This is a genomic window from Exiguobacterium sp. s6 (assembly GCF_018618155.1).
GTDB lineage: Bacteria > Bacillota > Bacilli > Exiguobacteriales > Exiguobacteriaceae > Exiguobacterium > Exiguobacterium mexicanum_A.
In genome coordinates this window covers 366,482-393,455 of record NZ_JACSLN010000001.1, presented here as the reverse complement: position 1 = coordinate 393,455, position 26,974 = coordinate 366,482, and the positions used below count along the sequence as shown (strand labels likewise).

Annotated in this window: 25 protein-coding genes; 9 read left to right on the top strand and 16 right to left on the bottom strand. The window is 50.5% G+C overall.

The window, feature by feature from the left end; genetic code table 11:
• Window positions 1-144: 144 nt before the first annotated feature.
• Genes KNP75_RS02145 through KNP75_RS02135 form a run of 3 tightly spaced genes read right to left on the bottom strand, consistent with a single transcriptional unit; the run spans window position 145 to window position 2,361 of the window.
• A complete protein-coding gene (locus KNP75_RS02145; RefSeq protein WP_215189600.1) occupies window positions 145-909 on the bottom strand; it encodes a tyrosine-protein phosphatase in 765 nt (254 codons plus the stop codon).
• Window positions 910-920: 11 nt separating this feature from the next.
• Window positions 921-1,637, bottom strand: coding sequence for a CpsD/CapB family tyrosine-protein kinase (locus tag KNP75_RS02140; protein WP_215189598.1), 717 nt, complete (start codon window positions 1,635-1,637; stop codon window positions 921-923).
• A complete protein-coding gene (locus KNP75_RS02135) occupies window positions 1,630-2,361 on the bottom strand; it encodes a YveK family protein (RefSeq protein WP_215189597.1) in 732 nt (243 codons plus the stop codon). The genes KNP75_RS02140 and KNP75_RS02135 overlap by 8 nt, the downstream gene beginning before the upstream one ends.
• A 469-nt stretch (window positions 2,362-2,830) precedes the next feature.
• Between KNP75_RS02135 and KNP75_RS02130 the strand changes: the two genes are divergently transcribed.
• Entirely contained in the window at window positions 2,831-3,727 is an 897-nt protein-coding gene (locus tag KNP75_RS02130; protein ID WP_215189595.1) for a hypothetical protein, read from the top strand.
• A gap of 37 nt (window positions 3,728-3,764) precedes the next feature.
• A complete protein-coding gene (gene galE / locus KNP75_RS02125; RefSeq protein WP_215189593.1) occupies window positions 3,765-4,787 on the top strand; it encodes a UDP-glucose 4-epimerase GalE in 1,023 nt (340 codons plus the stop codon).
• A gap of 39 nt (window positions 4,788-4,826) precedes the next feature.
• On the opposite strand, the gene KNP75_RS02120 is transcribed toward galE, so the two are convergent.
• The 4 genes from KNP75_RS02120 to KNP75_RS02105 form a co-directional block, all read right to left on the bottom strand.
• Window positions 4,827-6,023: an alpha-amylase family glycosyl hydrolase gene (locus KNP75_RS02120; RefSeq protein ID WP_215189591.1), complete on the bottom strand. Its 1,197-nt coding sequence runs from the start codon at window positions 6,021-6,023 to the stop codon at window positions 4,827-4,829.
• A gap of 80 nt (window positions 6,024-6,103) precedes the next feature.
• Entirely contained in the window at window positions 6,104-7,027 is a 924-nt protein-coding gene (locus KNP75_RS02115) for an LCP family glycopolymer transferase (RefSeq protein ID WP_215189589.1), read from the bottom strand.
• A 103-nt stretch (window positions 7,028-7,130) separates the two neighbouring features.
• On the bottom strand, window positions 7,131-7,976 hold the full coding sequence (locus KNP75_RS02110) for a YihY/virulence factor BrkB family protein (RefSeq protein ID WP_215189587.1): 846 nt from the start codon (window positions 7,974-7,976) through the stop codon (window positions 7,131-7,133).
• A gap of 70 nt (window positions 7,977-8,046) precedes the next feature.
• Window positions 8,047-8,997: an LCP family glycopolymer transferase gene (locus KNP75_RS02105; protein ID WP_215189585.1), complete on the bottom strand. Its 951-nt coding sequence runs from the start codon at window positions 8,995-8,997 to the stop codon at window positions 8,047-8,049.
• Window positions 8,998-9,487: 490 nt separating this feature from the next.
• Between KNP75_RS02105 and gnd the strand changes: the two genes are divergently transcribed.
• On the top strand, window positions 9,488-10,369 hold the full coding sequence (gene gnd, locus KNP75_RS02100; RefSeq protein ID WP_215189583.1) for a phosphogluconate dehydrogenase (NAD(+)-dependent, decarboxylating): 882 nt from the start codon (window positions 9,488-9,490) through the stop codon (window positions 10,367-10,369).
• A 31-nt stretch (window positions 10,370-10,400) separates the two neighbouring features.
• Here gnd and KNP75_RS02095 read toward each other — a convergent pair whose 3' ends face one another.
• From KNP75_RS02095 to KNP75_RS02085, 3 genes are all read right to left on the bottom strand, one after another.
• On the bottom strand, window positions 10,401-11,378 hold the full coding sequence (locus KNP75_RS02095; RefSeq protein ID WP_215189581.1) for an SH3 domain-containing protein: 978 nt from the start codon (window positions 11,376-11,378) through the stop codon (window positions 10,401-10,403).
• 12 nt (window positions 11,379-11,390) lie between these two features.
• The gene (locus tag KNP75_RS02090) at window positions 11,391-13,631 is read right to left on the bottom strand and encodes an Ig-like domain-containing protein (protein ID WP_215189579.1); all 2,241 of its coding nucleotides are present in this window, start codon (window positions 13,629-13,631) and stop codon (window positions 11,391-11,393) included.
• A 402-nt stretch (window positions 13,632-14,033) separates the two neighbouring features.
• Window positions 14,034-14,648 carry a flavodoxin family protein gene (locus tag KNP75_RS02085; RefSeq protein ID WP_215189577.1) on the bottom strand — a complete coding sequence of 205 codons (615 nt, stop codon included), beginning with the start codon at window positions 14,646-14,648 and terminating at the stop codon, window positions 14,034-14,036.
• Between the two features lie 351 nt (window positions 14,649-14,999).
• On the opposite strand from KNP75_RS02085, the gene KNP75_RS02080 reads away from it, so the two are divergent.
• The 3 genes from KNP75_RS02080 to KNP75_RS02070 all read left to right on the top strand — a co-directional run bounded on the left by KNP75_RS02080 (window position 15,000) and on the right by KNP75_RS02070 (window position 20,231).
• A complete protein-coding gene (locus tag KNP75_RS02080; protein ID WP_215189575.1) occupies window positions 15,000-17,792 on the top strand; it encodes a sensor domain-containing protein in 2,793 nt (930 codons plus the stop codon).
• Between the two features lie 66 nt (window positions 17,793-17,858).
• Window positions 17,859-18,845: a metallophosphoesterase family protein gene (locus KNP75_RS02075; protein ID WP_215189573.1), complete on the top strand. Its 987-nt coding sequence runs from the start codon at window positions 17,859-17,861 to the stop codon at window positions 18,843-18,845.
• Window positions 18,846-19,031: 186 nt separating this feature from the next.
• A complete protein-coding gene (locus KNP75_RS02070) occupies window positions 19,032-20,231 on the top strand; it encodes an MDR family MFS transporter (protein WP_215189571.1) in 1,200 nt (399 codons plus the stop codon).
• A gap of 6 nt (window positions 20,232-20,237) precedes the next feature.
• Here the strand turns inward: KNP75_RS02070 and KNP75_RS02065 are convergent, their stop codons facing one another.
• The 5 genes from KNP75_RS02065 to KNP75_RS02045 form a co-directional block, all read right to left on the bottom strand.
• Window positions 20,238-21,830 (bottom strand): FMN-binding glutamate synthase family protein, encoded by a 1,593-nt coding sequence (locus KNP75_RS02065; protein WP_215189569.1) that lies wholly within the window; start codon window positions 21,828-21,830, stop codon window positions 20,238-20,240.
• A gap of 87 nt (window positions 21,831-21,917) precedes the next feature.
• A complete protein-coding gene (locus tag KNP75_RS02060) occupies window positions 21,918-22,214 on the bottom strand; it encodes a spore coat protein (RefSeq protein WP_214708960.1) in 297 nt (98 codons plus the stop codon).
• A gap of 13 nt (window positions 22,215-22,227) precedes the next feature.
• Complete coding sequence (locus tag KNP75_RS02055; RefSeq protein WP_214708958.1) at window positions 22,228-22,428, bottom strand: spore coat protein; 201 nt, start codon at window positions 22,426-22,428, stop codon at window positions 22,228-22,230.
• 14 nt (window positions 22,429-22,442) lie between these two features.
• A complete protein-coding gene (locus KNP75_RS02050; RefSeq protein WP_215189567.1) occupies window positions 22,443-22,829 on the bottom strand; it encodes a DUF2512 family protein in 387 nt (128 codons plus the stop codon).
• 267 nt (window positions 22,830-23,096) lie between these two features.
• The gene (locus KNP75_RS02045) at window positions 23,097-23,492 is read right to left on the bottom strand and encodes a hypothetical protein (protein WP_215189565.1); all 396 of its coding nucleotides are present in this window, start codon (window positions 23,490-23,492) and stop codon (window positions 23,097-23,099) included.
• 202 nt (window positions 23,493-23,694) lie between these two features.
• Between KNP75_RS02045 and KNP75_RS02040 the strand changes: the two genes are divergently transcribed.
• A complete protein-coding gene (locus KNP75_RS02040; RefSeq protein WP_215189563.1) occupies window positions 23,695-24,573 on the top strand; it encodes a manganese catalase in 879 nt (292 codons plus the stop codon).
• Window positions 24,574-24,603: 30 nt separating this feature from the next.
• Here KNP75_RS02040 and KNP75_RS02035 read toward each other — a convergent pair whose 3' ends face one another.
• The gene (locus tag KNP75_RS02035) at window positions 24,604-25,452 is read right to left on the bottom strand and encodes a MurR/RpiR family transcriptional regulator (protein WP_215189561.1); all 849 of its coding nucleotides are present in this window, start codon (window positions 25,450-25,452) and stop codon (window positions 24,604-24,606) included.
• Window positions 25,453-25,611: 159 nt separating this feature from the next.
• Between KNP75_RS02035 and KNP75_RS02030 the strand changes: the two genes are divergently transcribed.
• Window positions 25,612-26,388, top strand: coding sequence for a hypothetical protein (locus tag KNP75_RS02030; RefSeq protein ID WP_215189559.1), 777 nt, complete (start codon window positions 25,612-25,614; stop codon window positions 26,386-26,388).
• Window positions 26,375-26,968: a hypothetical protein gene (locus tag KNP75_RS02025; protein WP_215189557.1), complete on the top strand. Its 594-nt coding sequence runs from the start codon at window positions 26,375-26,377 to the stop codon at window positions 26,966-26,968. Before KNP75_RS02030 ends, KNP75_RS02025 begins: the two co-directional genes overlap by 14 nt.
• Window positions 26,969-26,974: the final 6 nt, after the last annotated feature.

The following is a 26,974-nucleotide window of genomic DNA, read 5'->3' as shown; positions in this document are numbered from 1 at the left end:
AAAAAGGATGCACTGAACACCCTTTTTTGAATTTATAAGTTAAGAATACCATTTTCGCCCTATTCCAAAAACCGACTATTAGGAAATTAAACCTAATTCGTTCGACACGTATCGACATATCAGTCTCCCATTGAGATTTTTCAGTCATTTCCACTTTCCGCGCCAAGACTTCGTTGGCACGATCGGTGGATCTACATAAACAAATGTGTCGTCTAAAATAGCTTGCCCATTCTGAAGAATGTTGTCGACCAACATCGAGTCGTCTAGTTTTTCAAGTGCGACTTGTGAGTCATCCCAATAAAACGTTCGTCCACCGACACTATGCGCATCTGAAGCGATTAATTGGCTTAAGCCGTTACGTAAGAAGAGCAACGATAACTCCTGTACAGTCTTCCCAAACTTCCCGACCAGACTCGCTGTCGTTACTTGAGATAATGCTCCGGACGAGACAAAATCCACTAGTCGCTTCGGATTCGTCGCAAATTCTTTGTTTCGTTCTGGGTGCGCGATGATGGGCACAAATCCTTCTGCCTGCATGTTGAAGAACAATTGCTCCGCGTAATTTGGAACACTATCGCTCGGAAACTCAACGAGAACATAACGCGAGTCGGCCAGTGTCAAGGCAGTACCATTATTCAGTGCTTCCAATAACCCTCCAAAGATACGAATCTCTTGACCTGGATGGAGTGTAAGAGGCACTCCTTCCAACGTTAAGATTCGTTGCAGTTGCTCGACCGCGTGTCGAACATCCAACTCTTTCGTATCGAATTGAGGATGGAACGCGTGAGGCGTAACAATCAAATCCGTTACACCTTCGTCTGCGGCACGTTTTGCCATTGCAATCGCAACGTCCACATTTTGAGCACCGTCATCGACGGCAGGTAATACATGACAATGAATATCAATCATGAGACTGCTCCTTATTCATATCCGTAATAGTAGTACTGGTCATCCGTACCTTGTGGTTCGCGTCGGTTCAAGACAACACCTAAAATATGGGCATCTGCCATAACAAGTTGCTCTTTCGCCTTCAACACCATATTGCGATCTGATTTGTCACAACCCACGACGAGCACGACGCCGTCCGCATCGCGTGCGAGGATGCGTGTATCTGCCACTTGCATCATCGGTGGCGCATCTAAAATAATGACATCATATTTTTCTTTCGCTTCTTCGATCAAGCGCGTCATCATTTTCGAAGACAGCAGCTCTGACGGATTCGGCGGAATCGGTCCAGCCGCCAACAAATGGAGTCCTTCGACTTTCGTCTCATGCACGGATTTTTCGAGTGTCGTTTTTTTCGCCAAGACACTCGATATACCGATACCGTTCGGCAAACGGAACGTAAAGTGAACCGTCGGACGGCGCATATCGCAATCCATCAACAAGACGCGCTTTCCTTGTTGCGCATAGACGACAGCAAGGTTCGAGGCGGTCGTTGACTTCCCTTCACCTGACGTCGACGATGTCACGACAATCGTCTGAAGCTCATCATCGACGGCCGTGAATTCCAAGTTGGTCCGAATCGTCCGGTATTGCTCCGATATTGGCGATTTCGGTTTATGGAGCGTAATCAAGTCGCGCCCTGTCTTATCATATTGGGTATTGGCATTTTTTCGTTTTCCAAACTTAAACATGGGCACGTTCACCTTTCATCTCTACGCCATTTTTACGGACAGCACGCATTTCATTCCGATCGATGACCGGGATCGAACCAAGGACAGGCAATTCGAGAACCGTCTCGACATCTTGTTCAGTTTTAATGCGTCGATCGAGGACGACCTTTAAGAAAGCAATCGCTACGCCAATCATAGCGCCAAGCACAGTGGCAATCGCCGTATTGAGCAAGATGTTTGGTTTGACCGGACTTGCTGGCACAGAGGCGGCCGATAATACTTTGACGTTATCTACTCCACTCATGAGCTCACTTACTTCTGTCGAGAAGACTGTACTGATTTCGTTCGCGATATCTGTGGCAAGAATAGGGTTTGTATGCTGTACTTTTATGTTGATGACTTGTGAATTCTGTTCACTATTGACCGATATCAAGTCGCTAATGTTTTCTGGGGATCCAATTACGTTATCTTGAACTTGTTCTAAAATCGTAGGGCTTTGAATGATGACCCGATATGTGTTGACGAGTGCGACTGACGACTGAACTTGACTGCTGTCGATCATGTTGTTTTGCGTCTCTTTTGGCGCGACCAATACTTGAGTCGACGCTTCATACGTTGGTTGAATAATAAATGAACTCACGAGAAATGAGATAATGGCTGCGATGAGAGTGAGACTGATAATGGTTCCTTTGTTGCGCTTTAGGATGGAGAACAGTTCTCCAATCGAAATCGTTTCTTCTTTCATAATGCGTCCGCATGCTCCTTTGACGGTTATTTCCTTGGAAAAATCCCGCAGTTAATATTAGTTACTGACAACAATCAGTATTATAGCAAATAATTTTAGATATGATGACTCATTTTTAAAATTTTGGGTTTTTTGGATGTAGAATCTGCTAAAATTCATTAGGAAGAACTTAACAAAAGGGGGAGAACCCGTGCATCATAGCGAACGATTGCTTCATTTGCATTTGACAGTCGATAAGACCATACGATCCGAGTTACATGAGAAGATCAGAACGAGTTTAGGGGATGGGAAAACATTAGCCACTTCCTATATCGAACTCACAAATGAGGAGCTCGTATCAAATGCCCTGTCTACCAAGACGGCGGAAGATTTTAATGCTTGGTTAAAAGGAGAAGAGAAAGATGGGGCTTTTCTTACATACTATATAGGCCTGTTAGAACATTGCTTACCAAGAGAAGATGGCAGTTCATTGATTGAAACAGCCCCCATTCCGAAACCTGAGTCTCCTAAGACAATGACAGGGACACCCAAGCCTAGATACATCCCAGAAAAACCGGTCCCTTCTCGAGCCGAACGGGCGCATTACTATCCGGCCGACATTAAACCGGCCAGATCAAGACGACGGGGAATCAAGACGGTTGTGGCCACACTACTCGTCCTCTTGTTAGCAGGCGGCGCCTACATCGGCTATCCTTATGCAAAAACATTGTTTGTAACGGTAGAAGAACCAATCAACATCAAGGAAGTGACACCTACTCCAGTTGCAGAGGACGAACCGGTCATCGAAGAAACGGCGAGTCGTCAATTATGGTTGGTTGAGAAAAATGTAAACCTCTTGACGGACACTGAAGGGACGGCAGTGGCTTATATCGGTGATATCGGGGATCGCTACGAGGTGGTATCAGAGGAGGGTGCATACGCCGAAGTAAAATTGGGTAATACGACGGCATGGGCCCCATTAGACCAAACGACGACTGAATGGCCTAAATCTACATTAACGGACGCACAGCTCATCGATTGGATTAACGTGAATGTAAACAATGAATGGCTACAAAGTAGCCCCATCTCTTATTTCGGGATGCCGAAACAAGAGTTACTTGACACGCTTGGCGAGCCGATGAGTACTGACAGCGATGTCTTAAATGAGTATTTGTTCTATTCGAATGGATTCCTTATCGTCCAACAAGGTGTCATCACGGCTATCGACTGGACGAACACAGGTGTGTCACTCGAAGGGTTCACCGACCTCGGGGATCCACAACTTAAAACGGACGATGCACTCGTCTACGAAAGTCCGAGCTATTCACTCCGCCTCTTCGTCGGTACGACCGGACAAAGTCGTATCCGATTGACAACCACTCGATAATCCGTCACCATGATTCTAGCTACAAGGAGGTATGATGATGACTAAGACATTTACTTTATTAGTTACCGGCGGTGCCGGTTACATCGGTACGCACACGACACTCCAGTTGCTTGAGGCCGGTCACGATGTTGTCGTACTTGATAACTTATCAAACAGCAATCTCGAGGCGTTACGACGCGTCGAAACACTAGCGAATCGTTCTGTCACCTTTTATGAGGGCGACATTTTAGATCGTTCGTTACTTGACAGCATCTTTGACGAACACTCGATTGATGCCGTCATCCATTTCGCGGGATTGAAAGCCGTCGGCGAATCGGTATCTGAACCGCTCCGTTATTATGAGAACAACGTCGTCGGGACGACCGTATTGCTTCAAGCTATGACTGATCACGACGTGAAACGAATCGTCTTCAGCTCATCGGCAACCGTCTATGGTTTACCGGAAACGACGCCAATCGACGAGTCATTCCCGCTCAGCGCGACGAACCCGTATGGTCGGACGAAATTAATGATTGAAGAAATATTACGTGATGTATCAATCGCCGATCCATCATGGAGTATCGCCCTACTACGCTATTTCAACCCAATCGGTGCGCATGAGTCTGGCCGAATCGGCGAAGACCCGTTCGATATCCCGAACAACTTGATGCCGTACATTACACAAGTCGCCGTCGGTCGCTTGAACGAACTGAGCGTGTTCGGTGACGATTACGACACACCAGACGGGACCGGCGTCCGCGACTACATCCACGTCGTCGACTTGGCCGATGGTCACTTGAAGGCGCTCGATTACGTCATGGCCCACACTGGTGCCGAGGCATTCAACTTAGGGACCGGGACAGGCTACAGTGTCCTCGACCTCGTCCATGCGTTCGAGGCCGAGAGTGGAAAAGCTGTCCCTTATCAAGTGACACCGCGTCGCCCCGGCGACATCGGGATCTGCTTCGCCGACCCTTCGAAGTCGAAACAAATGCTCGGTTGGGAAGCGAAACACGACGTCCGCGCCATGTGCCGCGATGCCTGGAACTGGCAAGCAAACAACCCAAACGGTTACCGCTAATACAAAGCGAGTCCCCATCAAGGATGGAGACTCGCTTTTTCATTGCTTAACCCAAGCGTAACCGTACGCTTCGAGTTCAATCGTCGCAACCGGTTCCCCCGTGAACAGATTCGTCCCGCTCGCTTGCACAGTTACTGGCTCACTGCTGACGTTCGTATACAACATGAGCGTCTCCCCTTCACCCTTCCGTTCGACCGTGAAGACGCGCTTGTCGGACGTATCGATTCGCTGTGCGGCATACGGTGAGAAGGCCGGATGCGTCCGTTTGACGTTCAACTGGCTGATGATGCCCGAGAACACTTGTAGCCGATACGGGTCCGTTTTCAACTCCTGGATCAGCGCGTCATGGTCAACCGGTGTCTGGACACCGAGCAGTGTCCGGTAATCAATGGCCGGGATGCCTTGTAGCGAGAACAAGATGCTGTGGGCGGCGAGAATCATGTCGACGCTCGGCTCGATCAAGTTCTTCTCGAATGGATCTCGTTCTGCCATCGACAAGAAATTGAAGTACGTCTCCCCTTCTCCTGGTGCTTCGATCCGGTTCGCCCAGTCGGACAGCTTCTTGGCGTCACCTTGCGCGAAGGCGAGCATCGTGTGCGACGCGAGGTCGAAGTGACAAATGGCATCGGCGACGCTGATGTATGAGCCGAGCGCTTGGACGTCCCCTTCATAGGCGAGAATCAACTGCCCGTGCGGTTTATAGTGATGGAGCACCGCGTGCCACAGTTCGATGACGCGTTGAATGCTCTCCTCGGGCATACCACGGAATGATTGCACATGAACACGCAGCTTCGTCGCGCCTTGAGCGAGCCGCTCGATGAAAGCGTCTGTCTCCTCAAGCAAATTGAACTGTAGCTCGTTGTAGACGTCAGGCTCGGTGTCGTACATGAGCTCGAACTCATGCTTGAAGTGTCCGAGGTCCTCATATAATCGGATACGCGGATTGATGGCCGTATCGGTCGGCTTGGCCGGATATGGGAACAGCGAGACGAGATACAAGTCGCTGATCGACGCCTGGACGTGTTCCTTCAACAGATCATGGAGCGCGTCCAAGTCTGGACTTCCGTCCGTCGTGACGGCGTTGGCGTCCATCATGAGCACACTCGTCTTCTCGCTCACACTTTCCCCGTCATGCCAATGATGACCATCCCACTTCATGAACAGCTCCTGCCAGTCCTCTGATGTATGGTCGTCCTCTAATCGGTTGATAATCGGTTCAACAGTTTCCCAAAGCATGTGATCCCTCCTCAGTGTCTCTTTATCACTCCCACCGATACACGATTTTCAAACGCAAAAAAGCCGTCCCTAAGGACGACTCAATTCATCAAGCGCTGTAGCTCGGCTTGGACATCGGCGAGTGAGGCTTCATTCGGATGCCAGTAATAGATGCCGTCCGACTCCAGACCACCCGCTCCTTCGATGCGGAGCGTGCTGGCATTACGGAACGCCTTCATATAGTCCGTCGACAACGCCACGAGCTCGTTGAACTCGATGTTCGTCTTGGCCCGGTTGCCGGCGACATCGAGCAGCTTCGTCACTTTGTCGACCGAGAAGTCAGAACGTCCCTTATCGACGATGGCCGCGACGACGGCGCGTTGCCGCTCTTGGCGACCGAAGTCACCGTTCGGGTCGTCGTAACGCATGCGGGCGTATGACAAGGCCGAGGCGCCGTTCAAATCGACCTGTCCGACGGGATACGAGTATCCATCTGACGAGAACGCGAAACTGTTCTCTACCGTGATGCCGCCGAGCGCGTCGACGACCTCGGTGAACGCCTCCATGTCCGCCTCGACGACGTAGTCAATCGGGATATCCAAGAGCCCTTCCACCGAATCCATCGCCATCTCGGCCCCACCGAACGCGTAGGCGTGGTTGATCTTATCGTTCGTGCCTCGTCCGACGATTTCCGTCTTCGTATCGCGCGGGATGCTGAGCATCGCTCCCTCATCCGTCGTCGGGTTGAGCGTCATGACGATGATCGAGTCACTCCGTCCCTGCTCCCCGTCACGGCGGTCGATCCCGAGCAGTAACACCGATACCGATTCTTTCTGTTCAATCGTCTCGACTTGTTTCCGTTCTTCGCTGATTTCCAAATTGTCGTTCACTTTCGTCACCGTCTCATTGACGTCCCGGTACATCGACCAGACGAACAAGCCTCCGGCGACGAGGAAGACCGTCAAAACGCCGAGCGTGATCGCCAACACTTTTTTCCAGCGTGATTTCTTCTTATGTCTCGCCATGCGTGCACCTGCTTTCAAAATCGTTAGATATGGATATAATTCCCGCTTCACGTGTTGTATTATAGCACGTTGTCAAAAAATGCTAACCATATCTTTTCAATTTTCATGGGAAATGTGTCTTATAGCGAGCACGCCGCATGTGGTCGGGCCAGGCCGCGTTGATCTCGGCCCCAAGCAGCATCGTCGCCGCCGTCAAGTAGAGCCAAATCTGCAGCAAGATGACGATGCCAATCGTCCCGTACGTGTCCCCGAACATCGAGAACTGGTCGACGTAGACGCTGTAGGCTGTCGACAGCAGCTGCCAGGAGATGACGGCGAAGACGGCACCGGGGAGCGTCTCCGTGAATTTGACGTGTTGTTGTGGGGCGATCTTATAGAACATCGAGAACGCAAAGATAAGGATGACGGTCGACAACGTATAGCGCGCTAAAGTCGCCAATCGGTCAAAGTCCTCGAGCATTGGGAACCAGGTGTACATGAGCTCGACGAACTCACGGCCAAAGATATGGAAGACGATCAAGATGACGGCCCCGATGCTGAAGGCGATGAGCGTGAGCAAACCAATCAACCGGCGAACGACATAGCCCCGGGCCTCCGTCTCCCCGTAAGCGAACACGGTCAGCTTGACGAGGCGGGCCGTCCCGTTCGATGCCGACCAGACGGCGATGATGGCCCCGATGGAAACGAGACCGGCGTTAATGTTGCCGCTGACGTCATAGACGATCGACAGCATGTCGCGCACGCTCGAACCTGGGATGAGAATCTCGATCTGTTCAATCAACAAGGCATCGTCGATCCCGAGCCACGCCATGACGGCAAACAAGAGGACGAACGTCGGGATGATGGCGAGAAACCAAAAGAACGCGAGCGTCGCGCTGTAATCATTAATATGGTGGTCCTTGAACCGATGGCGGACATCGATGAGGAGGCGAATCAGGCGGTCGAGCACACACGTCACTCCTTTTCTTTTTATTATGACACAATTAAAATGCCTCATCCGATTTGGATGAGGCATTACATTACTGTTCCATCAATTCAGCCAAGTAAGATTTGACCTCACCTAAAGACGTGCTTGACGGGCGCCAGTAGTAAATCCCATCTTCTTCTTTACCGCCTTGTCCTTCCAATCTTAACACATCTTGGTTTTTAAACGCGGCCGTGTATTCGGTCGACAACGTGCGCAACTCTTTGAACGTGATGTTCGTCTTGGCATTGTTTCCAAGAACGTCGAGCATATTCGTGAACTTCGAAAGTGAGAAGTCATTGACCCCTTCATTGACGATTGCCGTGATGACAGCTCGTTGACGTTCTTGACGACCGAAGTCGCCACGTGGGTCATCGTAGCGCATCCGTGTGAACGCTAACGCTTCCGCTCCGTTCAATGTTTGTACGCCCGGATTGAATGTGTATCCGCCTGATTCGAAGGCAAGGTCGTTCGTCACTTCAACACCGCCGAATAAATCGACCGCATCTTGGAAACCTTTCATATCCACTTCGGCCACATAGTCAATTGGGATTCCAAGGAAGTTCTCGACCGTATCAAGTGCCATCTCTGCCCCACCGAATGCATAAGCGTGGTTGATTTTATCGGCCACCCCTTTGCCGACGATTTCCGTCTTCGTATCACGTGGAATGCTGAGCATGGCACTCTGATCTTTGTTCGGATTGAGGGTCATAACGATGATTGAGTCGCTGCGTCCCTGCTCATCGGCACGCCGGTCGACACCAAGAAGAAGGACCGAGATTGGCTTTTTCTCTGCAATCGTTTTTTGGTTCATCCGTTCCTTGCTCAAGCCTGACGACTCATTGATCCGATTGACCGTCGAGTCCACTTGATTGTAAAGATAAGCCACTAACCCGCCCCCGAGGAGCAACATCACCCCAAGCACTCCCGCTACAATGAGTGCGATTTTTTTCGTACGTGATTTCTTGCGACGACTTTTCTTGACGCGTCTCTTTTCTTGTTCCATATGATTTAACACCTTTCGCCATTTATTCTATGTCATAACTTGTATTTTACCACGTAAATCTGTAAAGCAATTTACATTTTTTAATCTATCGGTCAGTATTTAGGGACGCTTTTTCATAATATAAGTTATTTTATTCACTTTTAGGAAATTGATTTTATCAGGGTGTATAATTTAGAAAATGTGAACCTTATTCTTAACATAAAGGAGCGAATCCCGATGTGCTTTACCGTCACTTGCTATTTACCAAATCAGCAACTGATTTCTTTTGAACTACAAGGCGACACGAGCGAAGCAGTGACATCCAAATTTGAACGGATGCTACTTGAAGCAAGTAATAATGGAGGAAGCCTACGAATAGGCGATACTCATTCACTAAACCCGAATACGATCCTAGCCTACCGCATCGATGAGTTGAAGCCCCTCTTTTGAAGTCCACCCATTTCGGGTAACTCTTATAAGGAAACCACTACAACGAACGGGGTGAACCGATATGGAATTAGGGATGATCGGACTTGGGAAGATGGGGTTGAACTTGGCGCTCAACTTGACGGACAGTGGACACCATGTGCTCGGCTACGACCCGGGCAACGTGTCAACGAGCCAGTTCGAGACGAAATCTTCGCTCGAAGAAGTCGTCGAAGGGCTGAAGGCGCCACGCGTCGTCTGGGTGATGGTGCCGGCAGGCGATGTGACCGAGCACGTCCTGAACGACCTGCATACGTTGTTGTCACCAGGGGATATCGTCATCGACGGCGGCAACTCGAACTATAAAGAATCGATGCGGCGGGCCGAGCACTTCAAAGACAAGCTCATCTACTTCTTCGACGTCGGGACGAGTGGCGGCATGGAAGGGGCGCGGCACGGCGCCTGCACGATGATCGGTGGAGATTTGGAGGCGTTCGGCAAAATCGAGGAGTTGTTCCACGACGTGTCGACGGACAATGGCTATTTGTATGCGGGTCCGAGTGGCAGTGGCCACTTCTTGAAGATGATCCATAACGGCATCGAGTACGGCATGATGCAGGCAATCGCCGAAGGATTTGAGATTCTTGAGAAGAGCCCGTTCGAGTACGACCACGAGCAAGTCGCCCGCGTCTTTAACCACGGCTCGGTCGTCCGCTCTTGGCTGATGGAACTGACCGAGAGCGCGTTCCATAAGGACGCGAAACTCGATGATATCAAAGGGGTCATGCATGCCTCAGGGGAAGGCAAATGGACGGTCGAGACGGCACTCGAGTACGGCGTGCCTGCACCCGTCATCGCGATGTCGCTCATGATGCGGCAGCGTTCTCTCGAAGAGGACACGTTCTCCGGAAAAGTCGTCGCCGCCCTGCGAAATGAGTTCGGCGGTCATGCGGTGGAGAAAAAATAAGAAAGAGGGGGACGCAATGCGTCTCCCTCTTTTAAATTCGGATGATTGGTAAGTCCCCATCGTAGTCAAAGATAAACTCGATTCGCTTCTCCCATAATAACAAGATCCCTTTATGACCCCCGATCGTAATTGGGATAACTTCATTCTTTTTAAAGTTTTTGTGCTGGGCGTACAGTTTGCGCAACGCTTCCGTCTCTTTCGTCCCTTCACCGAAGAAACCTGCCAATCCGGCATGCACCGCTTCATTACCAGTGGCTTGTCCGGTCGGATATTTATCGTAGCGTGAACGCACAAACATGAGCGAACTCAATTTCGACTTGTCATATCCCCCAATGACAAATAAGTATTCATCCATTGGAACAGTCGTTTGAAATAGATGTGAGTTTACAAACTGATACCCGTGTTCAGATTTGATAGTAAATAGGAAACGATTCTGATTGACACTTTTGTATTTCTTTAAATAGTCCATCGATTTTTGTTTTGATAAAAATGATGTCTTCTTGATAGGTTTCGATACTGCCACAGTTGACGTCTTCATGTCTTTTGCAGCGACCCATCCAGTTTTATTGCCGTAGCGAATTTTGTAAAATCCTGCCAACTGTTCGTTCACGGTGACGGTCGTACCCTTCTTCAACGTAAAGGCTTGTTTTTTATGTGCGTCGACCCGCGAATAGACAATGACTTGGCGCTGCGTCACATAAGGAGCCGCTTTCAATGCCACACCTTTTTGAACTTTACGCGTGAGCGACTGCTCGTTTACATAACCCGTCCGATTCGCATAACGTACCTGTAACCAACTCCCTTTCTTGGCGACATACGTGACAGTTTTTTGCTTGGGTATGAGAATGAGTTGCTTCCCTTTGTAGGAAGTAGTCGCTCTTAAATACACTGCAGTCTTCGTTTGATAGGACGTTAATGTCGTCGTTGCAGCTTCAACGGTTGAAGCAATCGGAGTTAATGTGGCAAACACAATCAACAATGCGATGACATACATCATGATTTTCTTCATGTTTTATCCTCCTTATTTAATCAACTGCTTCACAGACGGGGATAGGTTACCTGCCGCATCCCTTACCCGAACGGATAGAGTTGCTCCCTTCTTCAAACCTTTAAAGGTGAGCTTATAGGTCCCTTTGTCTGTCACCTTCGTTTGCATCGTTTTTTTGCCGTAGGTGACAATAACCGTCGCTTTCGGTTCGGCTTTCCCTTGAACAACGCCAGACTTGGCAGTGACGGCGTTCACTGTCGCTTTTGCCGGTGCAATTTTATCAGTGATAGACGTCGTATACAGTGGGCTCTTTAACTTGCCATTTACAGCTTGAATGGTGTAAGTTTTCGCCTGCTTTAGGGAAACATTGACCGCAAACTTCCCTTTTGAGTCCGAAGTGGTGGTATACGTTTTACCGTTTACTCGGATGGTGATGACTGTTTTGGGCTTCGTCACTCCAGTGATGGCGCGATCTAGATTCGAGACCGGCTTCACATCAAGAATGGCAAATTCACCTTTCGGTCCAGTAAGTCCGCCGAGAGCCGGGTCAATCATATGGATTTGATACATTAAAGACTCATTTAATGGAATGCCACTACGATAAAAGTCGCCGACGACCGCATACATCTCACCTGACTTAAATCCGCTGTACACGATTTCCGCATCTTTTGTCGCGGTGACTTTCAAGACGGTCCCTTTTTTGTAGATCCCGGGTGGCAGATTAAATTTCGCTGTCGCCGGCTTATAGTCATAGATTTTATGTTTCGATACATGCTTCTTTCCATAACGGTCGGTCAGTTCGATGGTGACCACTTTCCCCTTGGCGATTAATCCCTTCATCGCAAACGTTCCATTCTTTTGGACTGCAACGGTCTTACCGTCAATTTTGATTGCTTTGGTGCCCGGCAAGGCTAATCCTTTTAAATTGAACGTCTTCTTATCCTCGTTTAATGAAATGCCTTTACTCAATTCGACGAGACCCAAGTTATATGGTGTTTTTGTCACGACACGCTTTTTTATCGTATTGTTCCCTTTCAAGTAAACCGTGCTGGCTAGTTTACCGGTTCCTGATTTGAACTGTTTGGCATATACCGTTTCTTTTACGCGCTTTCCTTTCTCCATGATGACCGTCCCATAAGCATGAATCGGTAAAGTTGCGTCTGTATTCACAATCAATGTGGCTCCTTCGAGTACGATAATCCGCTCGATATACCGATTTTCTTCGAATAGTTTCGTCAAGTTGACTGTCCCGTTTGCCACGACCCAATTCCTGGAGTCGACGTCGTACTCCTCGAACGCCATCGTCAACCCTTTCGGAATTGATTTCACGTAGAGTTTGTTCTCATACATATCAATTAGCTCAAGTCCGACTAACTCCCATTTCCCACTCATTGAAAAGTCCCATCGCTTCAAATCTAGCACCGCTGTTTTCGAACGCCCTTCCCACGGCTCAAGCGTCTTCATAACTCCGCTCGGTAAATGTTTGAATGTTGCTTTCACTTTGAAAAAGCCGCTGTTGTCGTCTGCTTGAACGACCAATTGCGAGTCTTTTGTCTTGGAATGTACCATCTTCACACTTTTAAACACAGGCAACGTGGTATCTGGAGTGACTTGAAACACAGGTTTCAAGTTGACGGGTAGTTGAACATCATAGCGATGATTCGTCTCGTCATCATAGAACGAGATTTCTTTTAGACTCCACGTCCCGATTGCATTCCAATCACCTAAGTTCTGATCACTCAAATCCACTTCAAACTGTTTTTTCTCCGCATGATAGACAGGCGTCAGATAGAACTCTTCCTTGGCTTGTTTATTCTCCAAAATAAGGCTCATCGGATCAGTCGGCACCTTCAATCCATCCAAGTCGATGGTCATGAAGAAAGATTTCACTTTGTTCAATTGAGTGACGTCCAACGTTTTTAGGATCCCATCCACTTTTGTTAATTTCGGTTTTGGAAAAGCGAGTGTGAACACTTTTTTGTCAGGGATGTGTGAGAGATCCAACTGATGTTCGTCACCGTTCTCATCTCGAACAATCAGACGCGTCAGAACCCAATCTCCTTCCGCTTGAAAGTTCCAACTTTCTAAGTCGACTGTAATTTCAAGTCCATCCATGTTCGGATACGCGAACACAGTCTCTTTTTCTTTCGGAGATTGAACGTTCTGTAACTCCGCCTCGACTTGCCAAATCCCCAGTTCCGGTGATTTGTCCAGCTTGAGAACGATATCCGTCTTAACATGGCTAGAAGAGAATGTTTTTCCTGATGCTTTCATTGATACGAGAGAAACCTGGTCCCCAGTTGCACCTTTAATAGGCTCACCAATAAAAGAAGTTCCTAATAACAAAATAGTTGTCAGTAATAATAAGCGAAGTAATTTCATGTTCATTCATTTAACGCTCCATTCTACATATAATACATTCTCCATTTAGTATAAATAATCCTAATCATTCAATTATCTTACTTTTGAGCATGTAGTCAGTAAGATTTTCAATTTTGTACAATATTAGGTCGTTATTTTTATCAGAGAAAGTACTATATTTTGAATTGAGGTAAATCTTTCGAAAAATCAGGTCCCTCTATTTACTTTGTACAAATAAAAAAAGTATGCGCGTCGCATACTTTTCCAATCAATGACTTCCTTTGTCGAAGTTTAGTAATGAAATGATAGGTTACCTCACTCCATCACGTTGCCTTCGGCCGGGATTGGCGTCTGCTTCAACATGTTCGCGAAATGGTACAAGTTGTACGCCATGACGCGTCCATTCTTTTTCGTGAAGGCGTTGTCGCGCCCGGCATCGATGTACGAGTCACCGGGCCCGGCCTCGCCGACCCAGTAGGCATCGACGTTCGGTGGGACGGTGAAACCGATATGGGACAGGCCATACAGGATCGAAGCACAGGCGTGTTTCGCCCCGTCCTCATTTCCCGTCACGACGACACCGCCGACCTTGTTGTAGTAGATGGCCTGGCCCAACTCGTTCGTCAAAGCGCTGCCCCCATACAACCGCTCGATGACTTGCGTGGCGACGCTGCTCTTCTCGCCGAGCCAAAGCGGTGTCCCGATGATGAGGATGTCGGCGGCTTTGACTTTCTCAAAAATCTGGGGCCATGCATCACCGTCCCCTTCATCCTCGGTCACGCCGAACGCGACGTTGTAGTCGACGACGCGGACGATCTCCGAGTCGACCCCGAGCTTATCGAAGTGCGGGATGATGTCCTTCATCAATCCTTCCGTGTGCGAGGTCGTGTCCCCGCCTTTCAAGGAACAGTTCAAGAATAAGGCTTTCATCGAATCCCTCCTTAAGTAATCAACAGTTAGGTGTTCCCGGTCGGTCCATGACCTAATCCCTTCAACTCTTTATATGGAAATAATATACAAAAATATATTTAACGATTATTTATGCGAGATGCTGTTTAGGCATGTAATTATCAGTTAATTCGGCTCTATATCAACGTTTATAGGTCTATCCTCTCATTTTTCCAATCCTTTGTTAAAACTTATTTACTATTACCTAAAAGATGGGTATATTAAAAAACGTTGCGCTATTTGTAATGAATGGAAAATGAAAAACAGTTTGAACGGGGGTTCAACTGTTCTATAGGTTTAATGAATCATCTAACGACTTATAAGGGGGAACTTATGACACGATTCAATTGGCTCAAGCCACTTATGCCGAAAGCTGGTCTGACACCGCTCACACTCGACTCGGCGACGAATGACCGTGACTTCATCGAGGGACATATGGATCCAATCTACCTACTCGACATTGACGGACAAATCATCGACTGCAATGAAAAGCTGGCACTGTTGCTCGGGCATAACAAACAGGAAGTCCTGACCCACTTTGCCGAGTTCACCTTACCGGCAGACCTAGACCGCGTCAGCAACCATTTTCATCGCGCCTTGTCTGGGCACGAAGAGACGTACACATGCCAAGCGATTCATCGGGACGGACGACGGCTCACCCTTCAACTGACGAATATCCCGGCTTACGACAAGCATCTCATCACCGGGGTGTACGGGATTGCCCGTGACATCACTTACGAACAATCACTCGAAACAGACCGGACCCAACTGTTATTGGAGCGAGACTTGCTGTCTGATACCCCTGGCCTCGCACTCATCTCCTTCACGAAAGATGGTATGCTGACAGACTGTTCGCCTGCCCTCGCGTCTTGGCTCGGAAACGTGCCGAAGACGTACGCCTCGTTCTTACACCATGTCACCCCATCCGACCGTCCTCTCCTCGATACGCTCTGGCATGCATTGTTGACCGAGGAGACATTAGAAGGTCCAGTCTCGTTCTCACTCACGGTCGGCTCGAATAGCCATGTCTTATCCGGAAAGATGGCATCGTTCGGTGACGTCGTCCGCGGTGCCTTTTCTGATGTGACCGAACAGGAGACACTCACCCGCTCACTCCGCGAACGTGATCAACAGTTACAGTCGCTCTATCAGTATGTCGATGCCTCCGTGTATGAACGGAACCTGTTGACCGGGAAGTATGCATTTTACACGCACGGTGTGGAGTCACTCTTCCAAGTCACCCTTGACGAGATTAACCGACGCTCCCTCGACTATAATGAACGAATCCACCGGAACGACCGAGCTAAAGTCCGCGCCGCCCATGCCGATGCTGAATCCGGTCGAGAACATCGGATCGTCTATCGAACCCAATTCGAAGAGGACGTCAAGTGGATTGAAGAACGGTTGATTCCACAGTTCGATGACTCACAGCGTGTCATCTCGGTGATGAGTGTCGCCCGTGACATCACCCGGATCAAAGCTCAAGAAGAACAGATTTGGCAGCTCGCCATGCATGATTCATTGACTGGTCTTCCCAACCGAAGCCTATTTCTCCATGAGCTCGCCGATTGGATTGAACGGGATGAGCAAGTCGCCGTCTTGACATTCAGTTTCAATTCAATTCATCGCATCAATCACGATTTTGGTTACGCTGTCGGAGACGACTGGATTGTCGCGACGACTTCCGCGCTGCTTCATCAGGCACCAGCCAAAAGTTTCGTCGGCCATTTGGGCGGAGACGAATTCATGCTATTGACTGGATACACTGACGAAGAGACGCTCGATGCGACATGCGCCTCCTTACTCCATCTCGGTCAAAATTATATCGAGGTCGGCCCGTACGAATGGCGGCCTCCTGTCACGATTGGAATCAGCCGGTATCCCCACGATTCATCCATACCGGAGGAGTTGTTGCAGTACGCTAACACTGCACTCGGACGAACCCATCTCGCCGGATCCGATTCTGTCGTCTATTATGCGTCGAATTTTAACATCGACTCGTATCGAAAACATCAGCTCGGCAAAGACTTGCGTCGCGCGATTGACGAGGACGAACTGTTCCTCGAGTTTCAACCGAAAGTCGACGCTTGGTCGGGCCGAATCACAGGGGCCGAAGCACTTGTCCGGTGGCAACATCCCGAATGGGGGCGCATCCCGCCGAACGACTTCATCCCATTATCTGAGGAGAGCGACCTTCACATCAAACTCGCTGACTGGGTACTCGACCGGACATGTGTAGCGCTCCATGGTTGGCAGACTCGGAATTTACCGGTCGTCCCCGTCTCAATCAACGTCTCACCGAAACGACTCCTTCACGGGAATTACACGGAGACGGTGAAACGAGTACTAAAGCGTCACGGTGTCATGCCCTCACTTCTAGAGATTGAAATCCTCGAGACGGACGTGCTGAGCGACAGTGTGAAAATTCACGAGACGCTCGATCAGCTCGACGCTGCCAACATCCGGGTCGCCCTCGACGATTTCGGAACGGGCTACTCATCGCTCTCCTATTTGCAGCAATATCCAATCAAGTCGATTAAAATTGATCAACGCTTCGCCGCCGACCTTCACGAGAACAAGAAGACGCAAGGCATCGTCCGGACGATTCTCTTCATGGCCGAAGAGTTCGCGATGGATGTCGTCATCGAAGGGGTCGAGACGCTCGAGCAACTCGAGACGGTCCGGCGTCTCAACTGTCGTACCGTCCAAGGTTATCTGTTCAGTCGGCCGCTCTCGCATCAAGCGTTCGAGACCGCACTTGAGGAGCGATTTTTAGCGACGATGGAAACGGCGGGGCCGGCAGGTGTGAGACAAGCGTTCTCACTCGAGGCGAACGTGACGATTCATAAATTCCACGACCGGGAACTACAGATCGGGTCGACGCCTGTTCTGTTAACGAAGAGCAGTCTGCGGTCGCTTCACTTCTATGCCCGCGTCCGCTTGCCCATCACCGACGCGATCGAGTTGAAACTGTTGTTGCCGTATCAAGGCGAAGAAATACCCATCTTTATCCGCTTGCTCGGGATCACTGAACTCGAGAGCGATTTGTTCGAGTATGAGGCGAGCTACCTTCATCCAGGTGAAGCCCACCGTGTCGTCACCGCGCTCCAACATCATTTGACGTGACCTCTCGCTCTCGGTGGGAGTTTTTTTAGAGCGAGGCCGAAGTTACTTGAAAAGGAGGCTGTACTGATGACACGTTTCATTCATATTGCTGATTTGCACCATGCGAGACATACCGGGAACGCCATCACAACTGAACGGACCAGTTTTGCCATCCAAGCCGAGAAGCTCGCCCAGCTCGCGGAAGTCATTCGACATGAAAACATCAAGGCAGTGCTCATCGCTGGAGACATCGAAGTGAGCGACCCGGAAGATTTCGTCCCGTATTTGAAGACGTGGACCGCCCTCGGTGCATCCGTCTATTTGGTATACGGGGACCATGATATCCATCGGCTCGCTTACGACGACTGTTGGCGTCAGATTGAGCACGTGCATAGTTTCCTTCGACCCGGGTATGTCTTCGATGAAGCGCTCGGCGCCGCGATTTATGGACTCAGCTGTGAGACGAACCAGACCGGGTTGAAAGAGGATATCGCACAGACACCGATGCGAGACGACCCGTACCCGAATATCTTCCTCGGTCACGGGGACCGACAACGGTTCTCCGCATCCGTCGTCGCCCGGCTCGGGTTCAGCTATTACGCCCTCGGTCATCATCATCGCTATGAGGTCACTCGACGTGGCGATGCCGACCTCGTCTATCCTGGTCATGTCTTCTCGGTGTGGGACGGATGCGGCAAGGCGTGGCCAACCGGCTATGTCATCGGTGAAGTCACATCGTCAGGGATCACACACGAGTTTCGACCATTCACAGGTCCAGAGACGCGACGGCTCAGTTTCAATCCGTTCATCCGGGACGGGTCATGCCTCTTGCTCACGCGCGACAATCTCGAGGGCCCGTCGGAACAATGGATTGAAGAGGACGAAACGGTGTTACGCGATTTCGTCCGCTCCACGCTGACCACCTACCCTGATGATTATTTCGTCACACCGAGCCGGTCGACAGGTTTTCCGACGCGCCGGCTGTCGATGACCGGACGAACATTGCTGGAAGACGATGAACGATTCGAGGAATTTTTCGCCCGCAGTTTTAAGGCGACGAAGACGACACAATAAAAATGACCCCCGATGGTTACATCGGGGGTCATTTCACAAACGTATGTTCGTTTCAAGGGACAGCGCAAACAGGCGCTCTCTTATTCGTTTCTTCTATTATTAGCGTAGCAAATCACGCAACATAAGTCTATTCTTTCTCGACTGGAATCCGTACAGTGAAGACAGGCCCACTGAAGGAGGACATTCATGGAAACATACCGCTGGGACCTCAACTTGAAGGTCCGCCTGTTCGGCGAAGGGATGTTCAATCTGTTGTTTTGGATGTATTTTCCGTTCATCACCGTCTATTTCGCCCAGTCGCTCGGCGTCGAGCTGGCCGGTCTGCTCATGGCCGTGCCGCCGCTGTTCCTGTTAATCGGTAGTTTAATCGGTGGTTCGCTCGCGGACGAGATTGGACGCCGTCCCGTCATGCTGGTCGGGACGTTCGCGCAAGGATTCTTGTTCCTCGCCTTCGCCTTGTCGACGAACGCCTACGTCGATTACATCACCTATATCGGCATCGGCTTCATGGGCGCGATCTATAAACCGGCCAGCTCGGCCATGGTCGCCGACCTCGTGCCGACCGAACATTTACGGGACGTGTTCGCGACGTTCATGGCGTCGAACAATATCGGCGCCGTGCTCGGTCCAATCCTCGGGGCGGTCCTCTTCTTCGAGCATCGCCAGGCGCTCCTGTTCGGTTGTGCCTTCGTCCTGTTCGGATACGGGGTGCTGCTCGCGGCGCTCACCCATGAGACACGGCCGGGCTCGACCGGGAAGACGGTCGCCAAAACATTCCGCACTCAAGGGCGTTCGTATGCGACGATTCTGCGCGATCCGTTGTTCCGCCTCTATTTGATTGCCGGCGTATTCGCCTTGATTCCAATCATGCAGCTCGACGTGTATTTACCGGTCTATTTGATCGAACAGGCCCCGGCCACGTTCGATGTCTCGAACACGATCCTGTTCGGCTGGCTCGTCGCCTATAACGGCCTCTTGTTCGTCGTCTTCATCATTCCCGTCACACGCGTGTTCCGGGCATGGGACGAACGACGCGTCTTCCTGTTGTCGACGTTTCTCGCCGGCTTCGGGACGTTCCTCATCGCTTTCTCGTCGAACGTCTGGTATTTGCTCGTCGTCACGACCGTGTTCACATTCGGCGAGTTGATTCGCTCTCCGGTCAGCCAGAGCTTCGTCAGCCGCTACGCCCCGGCCGAGTCACGCGGACAATACCTCGCAGCCGATACGCTCCAAAACACGATCGGCAAATTCCTCGCACCAGTCACAGTACTCATCTCAGGTTTCGTCTCCCCGCTCGCCGTGTTCACGCTCATCTTGCTGTCGGCGCTCGTCGGGATGGCGCTGTATTCGAAATTATTCCAACGACTTACGCAACAAGACGGATGACCGCGGTCATCCGTCTTTCGCTTGTCCATCGAATAATTCTTCGCCCCGCTTCACCCGACCGTCCGGGTACTTGTAGGCGACATGTTCGAGCGACAGCTTCGTCGGCGTATCGAGCCCGGCCGCGGCCGCCATGTTGTAGAGCCCTTCCCGGAGCGAGATGATATAGTTCGTCACGCGGTAACTCTTCTCGTCGACGACGAGGGCGTGCTGCAGTTTCGGGTCGGTCGTCGCGACGCCGACCGGGCATCGGTTCGTGTGGCATACTTGCGCCTGGATACAACCGACATTGAACATGAGGCCCCGGGCGATATTGACGCAGTCGGCCCCAAGCGCGAGGGCGACGGCAATCTTATCGGCCGTCACGAGCTTGCCGGAGGCGAATAAGGTGACGCGGTGACGGAGCCCATGTTCGACTAGTAAGCGATGCACGTATGGGAGCGCGGCCTTCAACGGCAACCCGACCGTATCGGCGAGTTCCTGGTACGTCGCCCCGGTCCCCCCTTCCCCACCATCGACCGTGATGAAGTCAGGATGTTTCCCCGATGACGCCATCTCTTGAATGAGCGCCTCGACGTCTGAAAGCCGGCCGACGACGAGCTTGATGCCGACGGGCTTGCCGCCGATGTCGCGCAAACGCTCGATGAAGTCGAGCAGTTCCCGGTCCGTCTTGAACTCGGAGAAGCGGTTCGGGCTATCGATCGTCACGCCGACTTTGACGCTCCGGATGCGGGCGATCTCTTCCGTCACTTTTGAGCCCTCGATATGGCCGCCCCTCGTCTTCGCGCCTTGGGCGAGCTTCAATTCGAAGGCACGCACTTGCGGAATCTCACTCTTCGTTTTGAAGGCCGCTTCGGAGAACGCCCCGTCCTCGGTCCGGACGCCGAACAGCGCCGGCCCGATTTGACAGATGAGGTCGACCCCGCCTTTCAAGTGATGGTCCGACAGGCCACCTTCCCCGGTGTTCATCCATGTGCCTTTGGCCCGGCCAAGCCCGATCGACAGCGCCGTGATGGCGTTCTCGCCGAGCGAGCCGAAACTCATTGCGGATTGCCCGACGAGGCCGCGGATCCGGAACGGTTCCCGGCACGTCTGTTTCCCGATGACGATGCTGTCTTCTTCCATCAACAAGGACGGACCGACCTCGCGTTCGACGATCCGCTCTTTCCGCGTGAACAGGTTGTCCTCCTCGACTTGGTACAGCCGCGACGACACGGTGTCCCGGTTGTCGATGCGGAGCTCGTCCCGGTTCGTCGGGTAGAGCACGTTCTGGAGATAGAAGCCGCCGCCTTCGAAGTCCCGCTCCGAGCCGAATCCGATGATGCGCGACTTATATTTCCCCGAAATCACGGCCGCCTCGTAGTCGTTCCGGGAGAACGGTTTTGACTCGTTGTCGTTCAAGAACAAGTATTGGCGCATCTCAGGTCCGACCTTTTCCAAGATGTAGCGCACCTTGCCGAGGATCGGGAAGTTCCGGAGGACGGAATGCTCGCGCTGGTGGCGGTCCTTCCGCCAAAGGTACAAGATGAACAGGAACGGGGCGGCAATCGTCGACACCATCAAGACGAGCACGATGGCGAGCATCGTCGTATTCACGGACATGAGTGGTTCCTCCCTCACGTATAGTCCTTATCCGATACCACGGGTCCTTCCTGATGAAACGAAAAAAACCGACGTTTCCGTCGGCCCTTACTTCTTGATCAACTCGTTCGCTTTGTCGACTTTCTCTTTGTCGTGTTTCAATTGCTTCTCGATATCGTACGCCATGTACATATCGTTCTTGATCATATAGTCGGCGATCTCGGCATGATCTTCGATCGCTTGGTTCAATTGTTTGATGAGCACTTTCCGGACCTCGGGTGACGCCGTCTCGGTCACGGCTACCGCATAGGCGCGGACGGCCGACTTCGCCGTGATGAGCAGGTCGGTCGCGATCAATTCGTCCCGTTGTTTGCTGGCCCGTTTCAAGTTTTCCGTGATTCCCATCCGTCTCTCCTCCTTACGCCTTCTTCGGCAACAGCTGTTTCAGTTCACTGATCGCTTGCTCGGTGTTCTTCAAATGTTTGCGTGCGATCTTCTGCAACTTCTCGTCTTTGATGAGCGGTTCGCTCACGTATCCTTTGACAAGCCCCGCTTGCTTCAGCGTCAACATCTCATGAATCTCTAACACTTCATGGATGGCGAGTTTGTTTTTAGCCATGTCCGTTCCTCCTTTTAGCGTGTCGAATGAATGTGCGCTTCTTCGCGCTTATGCTTGAGCAGCCAACCGTGGAACACGAACTCGACGACCGCGGTCACTAGTGCCGTGTACAGCGCGAGCAACACGAAACTCGTATCGGTCCCGATATCGAAATCGAGAATCCACAGGAAGAACCACGTCAAGAAGAAGACGAGGCCGAAATCGGCCGCTGTCGCAATCAAGTTACCGAATTTCCGTAATACGAACAGATCCCCCAGCCAATAGGCGATGATCGCGACCATGAATGATATCCACACGGCGTGATACCATGGGACGTTGAACCCGAACGTCAAGACCGCGAGAAAGACGACGAGAAGCGCCACGTGTTTCACGGTCAATGCCTTCAAATGATTCACTTCCATCGGAGACTCCTCCTTTCTACCACTCGTGTCTTAGACTATGTTTCCCTCCCGTTCAAATCAAAAACGAGAAAATTTTCCATTTTTATTATGCTATAGCGATTGCCTGACTCTCGATTTCAAGGATGAGACCTGGCTTCCTCTAAACGAAGACAAGCGTTTTGCGGCGAACATTTTCTACAAACATTTACAAATCGATGACATCACGTCCATCTTTCAGTGGCGTGAGCGGTGAACAAGGTAAATCGACCACAAAAAAAGAGACCTTTCTCAGGTCTCTTGGTCGCTCGGGATGACAATCTCATCGAACTGTTGGTCACGGCAAAGGGTGATGGCTTGCATCGCAAGCTGGTAGTCCACTTCCGGCAATGTGATCAGCTCGGTCGGGAGCACCCACTCCTTGTTGTTGTACAAATGGATGACGAGTTTGACGAGAATGAAATCCTGTTTCTCGAACGTGTTGTCGTCGATGATGGTGGCCGTACTGATCTTGCCTTGCTCGAGGTCCATATACGGCAACAATAGACTCCGCACCCGCTCATTCCCGGCGATCACATAAAGGGCGGAGAAATACTCTTTCTTGACGTCTCCGGGATTAATGAGGCGCTGGGCCAACTGTTTGAACACGTCGTAGTGCTCGGTCGTCAAGAAGTTAAGGTTATTCATATCTGTCGTTCCTCTCTGTGTAAGCAAAAATCAATCTGTTTATACTAATTCCACCCTTTTGCACTTTATAATCCTCTGACGATGCTCATACCCCCACCTGTATCTACCAAATCTTTTCAAAATTTTAGGTTTTTATTTATTTTGATAGTGGAACTATATCCTTGTCGTTCATTCACCAGTTGTTCAAAAAAGGAGGAGTTCCATGTTTCGTCATCAGAAGGAATTGCAGTTCGAAGTGAAAGTCGATCGTCCCGACCCACAGCTCGCCCGTCAAATCCAAGAGGTGCTCGGCGGTCAGTTCGGGGAAATGACCGTCATGATGCAGTACTTGTTCCAAGGCTTCAACTGCCGCGGAGAAGAAAAGTATAAGGACATGCTCATGGACATCGGGACCGAGGAAATTGGGCACGTCGAGATGTTGTGCGCCCTCATCTCGCAACTGCTCGACGGGGCGTCACCGGACGACCAGGCCGAGGCGGCGAAAGACCCGGCGACGGCGGCCATCCTTGGCGGGATGAACCCGCAACATCTAATCGTCAGCGGGCTCGGCGGACTGCCGACGAACTCGAACGGGGTGCCGTGGAATGGGTCGTATATCGTCGCGAGCGGGAACTTGCTCGCCGACATGCGCTCGAACTTACACGCCGAGACGCAAGGGCGGCTCCAAGTCGCGCGTCTCTACCATATGACAAAAGACGAAGGCGTCCGGAAAGTGTTCCGCAAGATGCTCGCCCGTGACCGCTATCACCAATACCAATGGATGGCCGCCATCGACGAGCTTGAAGAGAAGAACGGCGTCATCGTGCCGGCGAGTTTCCCAGCGAAGGACGAGTTGGAAGCTGAAAAACACGGCCTCGAGTTCTGGGATTTGTCGGAAGGCAATGAGTCGAGCCAAGGCAAATGGGCGACCGGCAGCGCGCCGGACGGTGCCGGCGACTTCGTCTATTTAAGCGACCCGGCCCCGCAAGGCCAGAAGCCGGTCATGGACACCCCGGACAAGACGCTTCATCACGACTTGGATGCCCCGGGCGGTGTCGAGAAAGTCGTCAAAAAAGTCGCAGATCAAATCAAGCGGAAATAAGAAAAAAGGCTGACCCTCGGGCCAGCCTTTTCACATGCGCCGGAGCGAGATGGCTTCGCGCATCTTCTGGAGCGATTCCCTTCCCTCTTCCCCGCGTCGCATCATGACGACGGTGAACAAGGCGTCGATCAGACTGAGCTCGGCGATTCGCGAGGCGAGCGCCTCAGAACGGAACTCCGTCTCTTGCGACACGGTATAGAGGGCGACGTCACACAGCTTCGACAGCGGTGACTTCGCATAGTTCGTGATCGCGATGGTCGGGACACCGCGCTCGTTCAACACTTTCGCCACATCGAGCGTATCTTTCGAGGCACCCGAGTGCGAGATGAGGACGGCGACGTCATCTTTCGTCAGCTGGGACGCCGACATGAGCTGCATGTGCGACTCGAGGTTCGCCGTGACGAACAACCCGCTCCGGACGAACTTATGATAGGCGTCGAGCGCGATGACGGCCGAGCCCCCGCTCCCGAAGAACTCGATGCGATGAGCCGACAGCAGCAGGGCGACCGACTTGTCGAGCGAGGCCGCGTCCAAGATTTGCCGTGTCGCCTCGAGCGTCTTCACGTTCGAGGTGAAGATTTTCTCGGCGATCTCATGTGGCGTGTCTTCGTTCGAGATGTCTTCATGGATATCTTGGAGCGGCGCGACGACATCGGTGGCGAGCGCGATTTTCAGCGCCTGATAGCCTTTGAAGCCGACGCGCTGACAGAAACGGAACACAGTCGACTCGGCGACGTCGAGGTCGTCGGCGACTTGATTGATCGTATGGTGGATGATGCGTTCGGGCTGTTTCAAGATATAGTCGGCGATGCGTTGCTCTTTCTTGCTCAGTGTCGTATAGGCCCCACGGATCCGGGCCAGGCCGTTCATCGATTCCATGTGTCTCACCCTTTTTTCTTTTAACGATACCTTTTCGAAAAAAATTCCGCAATCAATGACCCGCATAATTTGTCTAAATGAGTACTCTAAAAAGGAAAATACTTACTTTCAACGAATTATGAAAGTGTATTCTCATTTATTATTCGTAGGGGTGAATTCGTGTTAGCAGAAATTAAAGGAAAAGTTAGCCGCACTGGTTCAAACTTATCAGAAAGGTTGGAGGACAATCTAACCGGTAACGTATTCGGAGCTTTGCGTTACATCCCTTTTATAGACGGCCTCGGAAAGGTATTAGCAAACGCAGTTCAAGAACTGCCAGATACGGTTAATTTACCAGATATTAATTCATGCATTGACCACATCAAAGCTCAGTATTGGGCAGACGTGATTGAATTCTGGCCGTACGATAAAGAAGGTGAACTAGATGCCCTACTGACCTTCGAAGATACAATGATTGGAATCGAAGTGAAATACTTGAGCGGACTCTCTTCAGTAGATGAAACAGGCGTAATTCCGACAGAACTGAGTAAGCATCAATTAGTGAGAGAATCTCGCATTATTTCACGAAAGGGCAATCAGAAAAATAAAATTCTACTTTTTATTGCGGACAGACAAATGTGTAACGATGTGATGAAAAGTATAGAGAAATCGTCTATAGCGTCGGGCGTGACACTCGGCTTCGTATCGTGGCAAGACTTCTTACATGAATTGAAACAATTAAATGGATTAGATCAGTTCCAACAGATTATCATCCAAGATTTAATCGAGTTGTTGACGAGAAAAGGGTTTGAGGATTTTATCAGTATGAACACTAACGAAGCACCACTCATACATACGGACCAATTATTCGATTTCAGTATTTTATGCAATGAAGTAACAATTGATTTTGTAACCAATACATCAATTAATAAGGAGCTATATTATGAATTCAACTGAGAACGTAAGAAATGCCTTCCATGTCGTCTATAGCACGTACGAGAACATCCATAAGTTAATGGACTATACGAAAACCATTGCCCCAGAAAAAAGTCATTACGTCAGTGTCGTCGATAAATTTCTACGCTACAAATCAGACAATGATTTCGCTGGTTGGTTCATCGGTGATTTCATTCTCATCTTTCAAAACAAGGACCACAATGAGTTTGAAAATGAATGGCGGGACGGACCATTATACGTCATGGAAATAGAGTTGTACAATGAGGAATTAGAGTTGAAAGAAAGTCAGCTTCCTTGTATTCGACTATCCAAATTTGTATATGACAATGAAACGATGCAAGGTTGGGGTAAAGGATGTTCTCCGTCCAACCATTGGAGATTCTATTACCCATTACGTAATGCAGATCTGATGAACATTGAATTAGAAAATGGTTATTCTCGTATCACTCCTATCAATCAAGAAAGTAGTGATCGTCATTACTGGGGCGTCCAACATATCGTCAGCAAACAAATCCCCCTGATGGATGTGACTGCCGACAACGTCGTCGAAAAGATATTTGCTACGTTTGATTCACTCTAACCCATC

Coding starts and splice junctions, on each gene's coding strand:
- KNP75_RS02145 (WP_215189600.1), bottom strand. CDS start 909: ATGATTGATATTCATTGTCATGTATTACCTGCCGTCGATGACGGTGCT.
- KNP75_RS02140 (WP_215189598.1), bottom strand. CDS start 1,637: ATGTTTAAGTTTGGAAAACGAAAAAATGCCAATACCCAATATGATAAG.
- KNP75_RS02135 (WP_215189597.1), bottom strand. CDS start 2,361: ATGAAAGAAGAAACGATTTCGATTGGAGAACTGTTCTCCATCCTAAAG.
- galE (WP_215189593.1), top strand. CDS start 3,765: ATGACTAAGACATTTACTTTATTAGTTACCGGCGGTGCCGGTTACATC.
- KNP75_RS02120 (WP_215189591.1), bottom strand. CDS start 6,023: ATGCTTTGGGAAACTGTTGAACCGATTATCAACCGATTAGAGGACGAC.
- KNP75_RS02115 (WP_215189589.1), bottom strand. CDS start 7,027: ATGGCGAGACATAAGAAGAAATCACGCTGGAAAAAAGTGTTGGCGATC.
- KNP75_RS02105 (WP_215189585.1), bottom strand. CDS start 8,997: ATGGAACAAGAAAAGAGACGCGTCAAGAAAAGTCGTCGCAAGAAATCA.
- gnd (WP_215189583.1), top strand. CDS start 9,488: ATGGAATTAGGGATGATCGGACTTGGGAAGATGGGGTTGAACTTGGCG.
- KNP75_RS02095 (WP_215189581.1), bottom strand. CDS start 11,378: ATGAAGAAAATCATGATGTATGTCATCGCATTGTTGATTGTGTTTGCC.
- KNP75_RS02090 (WP_215189579.1), bottom strand. CDS start 13,631: ATGAAAGCATCAGGAAAAACATTCTCTTCTAGCCATGTTAAGACGGAT.
- KNP75_RS02085 (WP_215189577.1), bottom strand. CDS start 14,648: ATGAAAGCCTTATTCTTGAACTGTTCCTTGAAAGGCGGGGACACGACC.
- KNP75_RS02080 (WP_215189575.1), top strand. CDS start 15,000: ATGACACGATTCAATTGGCTCAAGCCACTTATGCCGAAAGCTGGTCTG.
- KNP75_RS02075 (WP_215189573.1), top strand. CDS start 17,859: ATGACACGTTTCATTCATATTGCTGATTTGCACCATGCGAGACATACC.
- KNP75_RS02070 (WP_215189571.1), top strand. CDS start 19,032: ATGGAAACATACCGCTGGGACCTCAACTTGAAGGTCCGCCTGTTCGGC.
- KNP75_RS02065 (WP_215189569.1), bottom strand. CDS start 21,830: ATGTCCGTGAATACGACGATGCTCGCCATCGTGCTCGTCTTGATGGTG.
- KNP75_RS02060 (WP_214708960.1), bottom strand. CDS start 22,214: ATGGGAATCACGGAAAACTTGAAACGGGCCAGCAAACAACGGGACGAA.
- KNP75_RS02055 (WP_214708958.1), bottom strand. CDS start 22,428: ATGGCTAAAAACAAACTCGCCATCCATGAAGTGTTAGAGATTCATGAG.
- KNP75_RS02050 (WP_215189567.1), bottom strand. CDS start 22,829: ATGGAAGTGAATCATTTGAAGGCATTGACCGTGAAACACGTGGCGCTT.
- KNP75_RS02045 (WP_215189565.1), bottom strand. CDS start 23,492: ATGAATAACCTTAACTTCTTGACGACCGAGCACTACGACGTGTTCAAA.
- KNP75_RS02040 (WP_215189563.1), top strand. CDS start 23,695: ATGTTTCGTCATCAGAAGGAATTGCAGTTCGAAGTGAAAGTCGATCGT.
- KNP75_RS02035 (WP_215189561.1), bottom strand. CDS start 25,452: ATGGAATCGATGAACGGCCTGGCCCGGATCCGTGGGGCCTATACGACA.
- KNP75_RS02025 (WP_215189557.1), top strand. CDS start 26,375: ATGAATTCAACTGAGAACGTAAGAAATGCCTTCCATGTCGTCTATAGC.